The organism is Bradyrhizobium sp., from assembly GCF_036009065.1.
Classification (GTDB): Bacteria; Pseudomonadota; Alphaproteobacteria; order Rhizobiales; family Xanthobacteraceae; genus Bradyrhizobium.
The window spans coordinates 1-7929 of sequence record NZ_DASYMN010000343.1 but is presented as its reverse complement, the minus strand read 5'-3'; the positions used below and the strand labels follow the sequence as shown (position 1 = coordinate 7929).

Sequence of the window (7929 nt, the reverse complement as noted above, 5' to 3'; positions counted from 1 at the left end):
ATGTTGGGCCATGCCTGCTGCGAGCAGTCGCGCCGGATGTCGAGGCGGTCGGCCTTGGCCAGCGGAGCGGCCACATTGCTGGCTTCCACCTGCGGGGCAAAGCCCGGGAGCACGGTGAGGGCGGCTGCGATGAATGCCGCGATTGCGATGGCGGAAAGTGTCTTGATCATGACGGTCCCCTGTCATGGGCCTTGGCGGCCCCGTCGTTTTGTTAACCAACTGATACCCCGCGTCCGTTTCAGCCCGTCTTCGCGGACACGGAATATGGTTTCGTCGCCCCAGAGTTTTGTTTCGTCGCCCATCCCGGGACGAAACAATCGCCGGCCTGCATAGGAGACGCGGCGACCCCGCTATGGTTCGAAAAGGCTTGGAAAATAAAAGGTTGGCCGTTGCGGCCTTTGGCTGGAACCATCCGCTTGCGGGGTTTTGCGGGGCGCGGTAGACGGGTTTATGCCCCGTATTGCCCTGTATCCCGGCTCTTTCGACCCCGTCACCAACGGCCATCTCGATGTCGTCCGGCACGCCGTCGGCCTGTGCGACCGCCTGGTCGTCGCAATCGGGGTCAATTCCAGTAAAAAACCGCTGTTTTCGGTCGAGGAGCGGCTCGAGATGGTCGAAACTGTCTTTGCCCCGGTTGCCTCCGCGGCCGGCTGCGCCTTCGACTGCACCACTTACGACAATCTCACCGTCACGGCGGCGCAGAAGCACGGCGCGTCCATCATGATCCGCGGCCTCCGCGACGGCACCGACCTCGACTACGAGATGCAGATCGCCGGCATGAACGAGACCATGGCGCCGGAGGTGCACACGGTTTTCATCCCGGCCTCGGCGGGGGTCCGCCCGATCACCGCCACACTGGTGCGTCAAATCGCGACCATGGGCGGCGATGTCTCTGCCTTCGTTCCCGATGCGGTCGCGGCCAGCTTGAAGACCAAATTCGCCGGTTAGCCGGTTATTCTAGTCCGGAGTTTTCATGATCCGAATTCTTAGCCTGATTGCTGCGCTGATGTGCGTGGCTCCCGCTTTTGCGCAGCCGCTGCCCGCTAATCTCGACAAGGCCAATGCTGTTGTCATCGACACCGCCAAGGGCCGCATCGTCATCAAGCTGCGGACCGATCTTGCGCCCCAGCATGCCGAACGCATCAAGACGCTGGCGCGCGAGGGCTATTACAACAACGTGCCGTTCCACCGGGTGATGGACGGTTTCATGGCGCAGACCGGCGACGGCCAGAACTTTAACGGCACCGGTGGCTCGAAATATCCTAACCTGAAAGCCGAATTCTCCAACGTGCCGTTCAAGCGCGGCGTGGTGGGCATGGCGCGGCGCGGCGACAGCGTCGATACCGCAAAGTCCCAGTTCTTCATCATGTTCGCTGACGGCTCCAGCCTGAACGGCCAGTACACAGTGATCGGCGATGTCGTTTCCGGCATGGACGTCGTCGACAAGCTGAAGAAGGCGCCTCCCGGTTCGGCAGGCGGCACCGTCACCGACCCCGACAAGATGGTGAAGGTGCAGGTCGCATCCGACATCAAGTGAGGATCGATGGCACGGTCTCGCAAACACCTGATCGGGTTTGCAACGACGCTGTCTCTCATGGCCTCGATTTCGACGGCGCATGCCGAGCCGGGGCAAGTCGACAATATCAAGGAAGCGTTCGCCAGGCTGCGGACGTGTTGGAAACCGCCGCCACCGTCACGCGCCAATCCGGAGGTCGAAATCACCGTGATCGTGAGCTTTACGCGCGACGGAAACATCCTCGGCCGCCCGAAAATCACCTATGAATCCGAAGGGGCCACCGATAATGACCGGCTGATGTACCGCGTCGCGGTAATGGAGACGTTGCAACGCTGTACGCCGATGCCATTTACGGAAGGAATGGGCGGCGCGGTTGCCGGCCGGCCGTTCGCCATCCGATTTCAAAATCGCAAACCTTCACCCCAACCGACAGAGAAGAGAGCATGGCTGACAACGACAATACTTTGATCCTCGAAACCACTAAAGGCGCCGTGACCATCGAGATGCGGCCCGATCTCGCCCCGGGCCATGTCGCGCGGATCAAGGAACTGGTGCGCGAGGGCTTTTACGACGGCATCGTGTTCCATCGCGTCATCGAAGGCTTCATGGCGCAGACCGGGTGTCCGCTGGGCACCGGCAGCGGCGGCTCCGGCAAGAAACTCAAGGCCGAATTCAACAAGGAGCCGCATGTGCGCGGCACGACGTCGATGGCGCGCGCGGCGAGCCCGGATTCCGGCGACAGCCAGTTCTTCATCTGCTTCGACGATGCCGCCTTCCTCAACAACCAGTACACGGTCTGGGGCAAGGTCACCTCGGGCATGGAACACGTCGACAAGATCAAGCGCGGCGAGCCGGTGAAAGATCCCGACAAGATCATCACCGCGCGGATGGCCGCGGACGCGGCGTAATCACTCCCGTCATGCGCGGGCTTGACCCGCGCATCCATCCATCTTCGCAAGAGTCTTTCCAAGCGGATGGATTGCCGGGTCAAGCCCGGCAATGACGGGTTCAACGTATGCGCACCGCCCTCTTCGACTTCGATTTACCGGCCGGCAGCATCGCGTTGCGGCCGGCGAGCCCGCGCGATTCCGCGCGGATGCTGGTGGTGCAACCCGGTGCGGGCTTGCAGGATCGTGCCGTCGGCGATCTTCCGCAATTCCTGCAGCCCGGCGATCAATTGGTTGTCAACGACACCAGGGTGATCGCGGCTCAGCTCACGGGCCGCCGCATCGGCCGCGGCACCGAGCCCAAGATCGAGGCGACGGTGATCAAACGCCTCGACGGTTCGCGCTGGCAGGCCCTGGTCAAACCGACAAAGAAGCTGGCTCAGGGCGATATCGTTCGTTTCGGCAACGAAGGAAAAGTATGCCTGCTCGGCCATCTCGATGCGCAGGTCGAACACAAAGGCGAGGACGGCGAAATTACCCTGTCGTTTTCGTTTCACGGGCCAATACTGGATCAGGCCATCGCCGATCTCGGTGCGACCCCGCTGCCGCCTTACATCGGCTCGAAGCGGGCGCCTGATGAGCGCGACGCCGCCGACTATCAGACCATGTTCGCGGCCAACGAAGGCGCGGTGGCAGCACCCACCGCGGGCTTGCATTTTACGCCGGCTCTCGAGGCGGGGTTGCGCGAACGCGGCATCGGCATTCACCGGGTAACCTTGCATGTGGGGGCAGGGACATTCCTGCCGGTCAAGGTCGAGGACACCGCCGCGCACAAGATGCATTCTGAGTGGGGCACCATCTCACGCGCCACGGCGGATGCCCTGAACGAAGCGCGTAGCAGGGGCGGACGCATCGTCGCGGTCGGCACGACGTCGTTGCGGCTGCTGGAAAGCGCGGCAGCGGAGGATGGCACCATAAAACCGTTCGCCGGGGAGACTGCGATCTTCATCGCCCCGGGCTACCGCTTCCGCGCGGTCGATATCCTCATGACCAATTTCCACCTGCCGCGCTCGACCCTGTTCATGCTGGTGTCGGCCTTCTCGGGTCTCGACACGATGAAGCGGGCCTACGCCCACGCGATCGCCGGCGGATACCGGTTCTATTCCTACGGCGACGCCTGCCTGCTGTTTCCTGATAAAGCCCGGACATGACCGCAGCGAGCTATTTCCATCTGCAGGGCCGTGACGGCGAAGCGCGGACCGGCGCGCTCACCACACCCCATGGCGTGGTGCGGACGCCGGCGTTCATGCCGGTCGGCACCGCGGGGGCGATGAAGGGCCTGCATTGGCGCGAAGTGCGCGACGCCGGCGCCGATATCGTGCTCGGCAACACCTATCATCTGATGCTGCGGCCGGGCGCCGAGCGCATCGCGGCGCTCGGCGGCCTGCAGACCTTCACCGGCTGGAACGGCCCGATGCTGACCGATTCCGGCGGCTTCCAGGTGATGTCGCTGGCGCAGCTGCGCAAGCTGAGCGAACACGCGGTGACGTTCCGTTCCCATATCGACGGCGCCAAGGTCGAATTGACGCCGGAGCGGTCGATCGAAGTGCAGCGGCTGCTCGGCTCCGACATCGCCATGCAGCTCGACGAATGCGTGCGGCTGCCGGCCGGGCGCGGCGATATCGAACGCGCCATGCAATTATCGCTGCGCTGGGGCGAACGCAGCAAGCGCGCCTTCGAGAGCGCGCTTCCTGGCTATTTGCTGTTCGGCATCGCGCAGGGCGGCGACGTAGCTGAACTGCGGCAGGCCAGCGCGCGGGGCCTGGTCGATACCGGCTTTCACGGCTATGCCATCGGCGGGCTGGCGGTTGGTGAGCCGCAGGCGGTGATGCTTGCGATGATCGAGGAGGTCGCCCCAATTCTGCCGACGGATCGGCCGCGCTATCTGATGGGGGTCGGCACCCCCGAAGATATTCTGGAGGCCGTGGCGCGCGGCATCGACATGTTCGATTGCGTGCTGCCGACCCGCAACGGACGCCATGGCATGGCGTTCACGCGGTTTGGTGCGGTGAACCTGCAGAATGCGCGGCATGCCGACGATCCGCGTCCGCTCGACGAGGAAAGCGCGTGGCCGTCCACGCGCAGCTATGCGCGGGCCTATCTGCATCACCTCGTCAAGGCAGGTGAAACGCTGGGCGCGATGCTGCTGTCTGAAATCAATATCGCGTACTACCAGACGCTGATGCAGGATATCCGCGAGGCAATTGCGCAGGGCACATTCCAGCAGTTCCGGCAACAGACCCGCGCGAATTGGGCGCGCGGCGACCTTCCGCCGCGGTAAATTCCGTGAAGGCTAGTTGCGCGCGGGCCGGCTCAGCGAATGCTTGGTCACAAAGCCGTAACCGCAGGTGTCGCAGGTCCAGAGATAGCTGACGACGTTGTCAGACAGAAAAGCCGACGCCTCCGCGGCCACCATGGAATCGGCGCAGACAAGGCAGACAGGCAGATCGCTTCCGCGCGGCGCGGAATGAGGCACGCTGGTCGACAAGATTTCAGCAATCGCTGGCATCGTGACCTCCTCGGGGTGCTGACCTATCTGCAACATACAATGATTTGTTTGACGATGTCGCAACACAAATGCGTTCCTTTTAGGAATTTTCGGATTTTGCGGCGCAGCGAAGGCGCGCGTGCGCGACGGTTGCAAGCGCCCGCGCTTCGGCGCAGTCTGATTGCGAAAGCTCTCTGACTTCACGCAGTGTTGTCCTATCGGATTCATCATGGATACGGCGTCGGCTCCCAGCGCAGCACAAACGCATCGTCCCGGACGGGGCCGGGTTTTCGACAGCATCGTCGATGCGGTCGGCGATACGCCGATCGTGCGACTGCGCAAATTGCCGCAACAGCACGGCGTGGACGCAACGATCCTGGCCAAGCTGGAATATTTCAATCCCGCGGGAAGCGTGAAAGATCGTATCGGCGCGGCGATGATCATCGCGATGGAGAAGGCCGGCATCGTCAACGCCGACACCGTGCTGATCGAGCCGACCTCGGGCAATACCGGAATCGCGCTGGCCTTCGTGGCGGCGTCGCGCGGCTATCGCCTCAAACTGGTGATGCCGGAATCGATGTCGATCGAGCGCCGCAAGATGCTGGCGTTTCTGGGCGCGGAGATCGTGCTGACGCCGGCAGCGCAAGGCATGAAGGGCTCGATTGCCACCGCCGAGGACCTGGTGCGGACCACGCCGAATGCCGTGATGCCGCAGCAGTTCAAGAATCTCGCCAATCCGGAAATTCACCGCCGCACCACCGCGGAGGAAATCTGGAACGACACCGGCGGCGACCTCGATATCTTCGTGGCCGGCGTCGGCACCGGCGGCACGATAACGGGCGTGGGGCAGGTGCTGAAGCCCCGCAAGCCGTCGTTGCGGGTTGTCGCGGTCGAGCCGGAGGAAAGCCCGGTGCTGTCGGGCGGCACGCATTCGCCGCACAAGATTCAGGGCATCGGCGCGGGCTTCATCCCGGACGTGCTCGATCGCTCTGTCATCGACGAGATCGTCCGGATCAACAGCGCCGCCGCCATCGACATGTCCCGTGCGCTGGCCCGGATCGAGGGCATTGCGGGCGGCATCTCATCGGGCGCCGCGATCGCAGCCGCACTGCAGATCGGCCAACGGCCGGAGAGCGCCGGCAAGACCATTCTGGCGATCGTGCCGTCGTTCTCCGAGCGGTACCTCTCGACCGCATTGTTCGAAGGGATTTGACCATGGCGGATCAGCCGAGACGACCGCGCACCTTGAACGACGCCCGCACCGAGGCCGAGGCAGCGTTCAAGAAAACCACCACGAAGGCGCCGGAGGCTCCGCCGAAGAAAGCCGCACTTCCCAGCGTGAAAGAGCTGGTGTCATTGCGGATCGACCAGGACGTTCTCGAACACTTCCAGCAGGACGGTCCGGGTTGGCAGGACCGCATCAACGACGCCCTGAGGAAGGCGGCGGGGAAGTGATCACCCGACGGGACGCTGATTAGCGTTAGATTGCTTTATGTGGAATCGCCGTGACGTTGGTTCACCTCTCCCCGCAGGGGAGAGGTCGGATCGCATCGCCAGACGCGATCCGGGTGAGGGGCCTATCTGCGAGCGCGAGTGGGTGGAGAGTCCCCTCACCCGAAGCCTGCGCTGCGCTCCGGCTTCGACCTCTCCCCTGCGGGGGAGAGGTGACACTTGCCCTCCAAACTAAATTCATCATGCTTTAGCGGAATATTCCGCCGACCATGCCGCCGATGAAGCCGCCGGGGCCGCCGCCTCCGCCGCCGCGATAATGATGGCCTCCGCCTCCGCCTCCGCTGCGCCGGCGCCTCGGTTTCTGCTCCGAATCGTCGCGGGAACTGGTTTGCGTGGTCGCAACGATTTCGGTGAGCAGCGCCTTGTGCTGCAGCCTGTTGAGGTAACCGGATTTCGGATAGCCGCGAGCGGCCTGCCAGCGGGTGATGACGGACCGCGTCGCTTCGTCGAACTTGCCGGTTACCTTGGTATCGAAGCCGAGACCGGTGAGGCGGCGCTGCACGTCGCGGCGCAGACCCTTGTCGAGCCCGATCTGATCTTCGGTTGTCTGGTTTGCTGCCTCGTTGAAGGTTGCAGGATCGATGCCGGTGGTCAGGTTGCGGGTCGTCGTGCTCGGGCCGTCCTGCAGCGACGCGATCCGGGCAAGCGCGAGCGACTTGAACTGTCCGTTCGGGTAGTTGGCGAGATAGGCGTTGAGCTCTTCGGGCTTGTTGGATTCCTTGATCGAGCGCCAGAACTCAAGCTCGACGTCGGAGCCGCCGGAAGCCGCGGCAACCGCGGGCGTGTTCAAGGCTGCCACCGCAGCAGCGCCCGCGGGCGGAGCGCCATTCAGGTACACCGAGCCGATCAGGTTGGTGTGGCCCCAGGGAAGCTGGCCCTTGCTGGTCACTTCGTTGACCTGGGCGCGAACCTGGGTCATGGCCTGCTGGATCTCGACACCCGGCTTGGCGATGTTGGCGATCAGGGCGCGGGTGAAGGGGCTGTTGGTGCCTTCCTGGCCATCAAGCGCGGTCTGCCCGGGGCCGGTCGCGAACGCGATCAGGGTGCCTTCACCGGATTTCATTTCGGCAAGGCCGGTCTGCACGTTGACGCTGCGGGTAGCGGAATTCGACTTGATCTTCGCCGCGAACGGATTGTCGCGGCAGGCATCGAGGAACACCAGCTTGACCTTGGCGTCGCCCATGGTCTGGTCGAGCGTAAGGTCGATATTGATCGCGGCGCCCAGTTTGACGTCCATTTCGGATTTGATGTCCGCATCGATCGGCAGCAGGTAGTTGGTGCCGCTGATGGCGATGCCGTGGCCGGCATAGAAGAACAACGCCACGTCGGCGCCCTGCGCCTTCTTGCCGAATTCGAGCAGCCGCTCGGTCATCTTGTCGCGGGTGAGGTTGCTGCCCTCGACCACCTCGAAGCCGACGTTCCGCAGCACGCTCGCCATCGACTTGGCGTCGATCGGCGGATTGGGA

At 63.6% G+C, this 7929-nt stretch carries 10 protein-coding genes; 8 read left to right on the top strand and 2 right to left on the bottom strand.

Translation table 11 applies throughout. The features are described 5' to 3' along the window. The first annotated feature begins 450 nt into the window (after positions 1-450). The 6 genes from coaD to tgt all read left to right on the top strand — a co-directional run bounded on the left by coaD (position 451) and on the right by tgt (position 4744). Positions 451-948, top strand: coding sequence for a pantetheine-phosphate adenylyltransferase (gene coaD / locus VGP39_RS21070; RefSeq protein ID WP_327570029.1), 498 nt, complete (start codon positions 451-453; stop codon positions 946-948). A 25-nt stretch (positions 949-973) separates the two neighbouring features. Then, on the top strand, positions 974-1537 hold the full coding sequence (locus tag VGP39_RS21065; protein ID WP_327570028.1) for a peptidylprolyl isomerase: 564 nt from the start codon (positions 974-976) through the stop codon (positions 1535-1537). 6 nt (positions 1538-1543) lie between these two features. Continuing rightward, positions 1544-1984 (top strand): hypothetical protein, encoded by a 441-nt coding sequence (locus tag VGP39_RS21060; RefSeq protein ID WP_327570027.1) that lies wholly within the window; start codon positions 1544-1546, stop codon positions 1982-1984. Further along, positions 1960-2424, top strand: coding sequence for a peptidylprolyl isomerase (locus tag VGP39_RS21055; RefSeq protein ID WP_327570026.1), 465 nt, complete (start codon positions 1960-1962; stop codon positions 2422-2424). The genes VGP39_RS21060 and VGP39_RS21055 overlap by 25 nt, the downstream gene beginning before the upstream one ends. Positions 2425-2531: 107 nt before the next feature. Next, entirely contained in the window at positions 2532-3614 is a 1083-nt protein-coding gene (queA, locus tag VGP39_RS21050) for a tRNA preQ1(34) S-adenosylmethionine ribosyltransferase-isomerase QueA (RefSeq protein WP_327570025.1), read from the top strand. Beyond that, on the top strand, positions 3611-4744 hold the full coding sequence (gene tgt, locus VGP39_RS21045; protein ID WP_327570024.1) for a tRNA guanosine(34) transglycosylase Tgt: 1134 nt from the start codon (positions 3611-3613) through the stop codon (positions 4742-4744). Before queA ends, tgt begins: the two co-directional genes overlap by 4 nt. Before the next feature lie 12 nt (positions 4745-4756). Here the strand turns inward: tgt and VGP39_RS21040 are convergent, their stop codons facing one another. Further along, positions 4757-4972, bottom strand: a complete 216-nt coding sequence (locus tag VGP39_RS21040; RefSeq protein WP_327570030.1) for a hypothetical protein — start codon at positions 4970-4972, stop codon at positions 4757-4759. Between the two features lie 208 nt (positions 4973-5180). Between VGP39_RS21040 and cysK the strand changes: the two genes are divergently transcribed. Both cysK and VGP39_RS21030 read left to right on the top strand, forming a co-directional pair. Then, the gene (gene cysK, locus VGP39_RS21035) at positions 5181-6164 is read left to right on the top strand and encodes a cysteine synthase A (protein WP_327570023.1); all 984 of its coding nucleotides are present in this window, start codon (positions 5181-5183) and stop codon (positions 6162-6164) included. 2 nt (positions 6165-6166) lie between these two features. Beyond that, entirely contained in the window at positions 6167-6406 is a 240-nt protein-coding gene (locus VGP39_RS21030; RefSeq protein ID WP_327570022.1) for a BrnA antitoxin family protein, read from the top strand. 244 nt (positions 6407-6650) lie between these two features. Here the strand turns inward: VGP39_RS21030 and VGP39_RS21025 are convergent. Then, positions 6651-7929, bottom strand: a 1279-nt coding sequence (locus VGP39_RS21025; protein ID WP_327570021.1) for a caspase family protein, incomplete at its 5' end; no start/stop codon positions are given.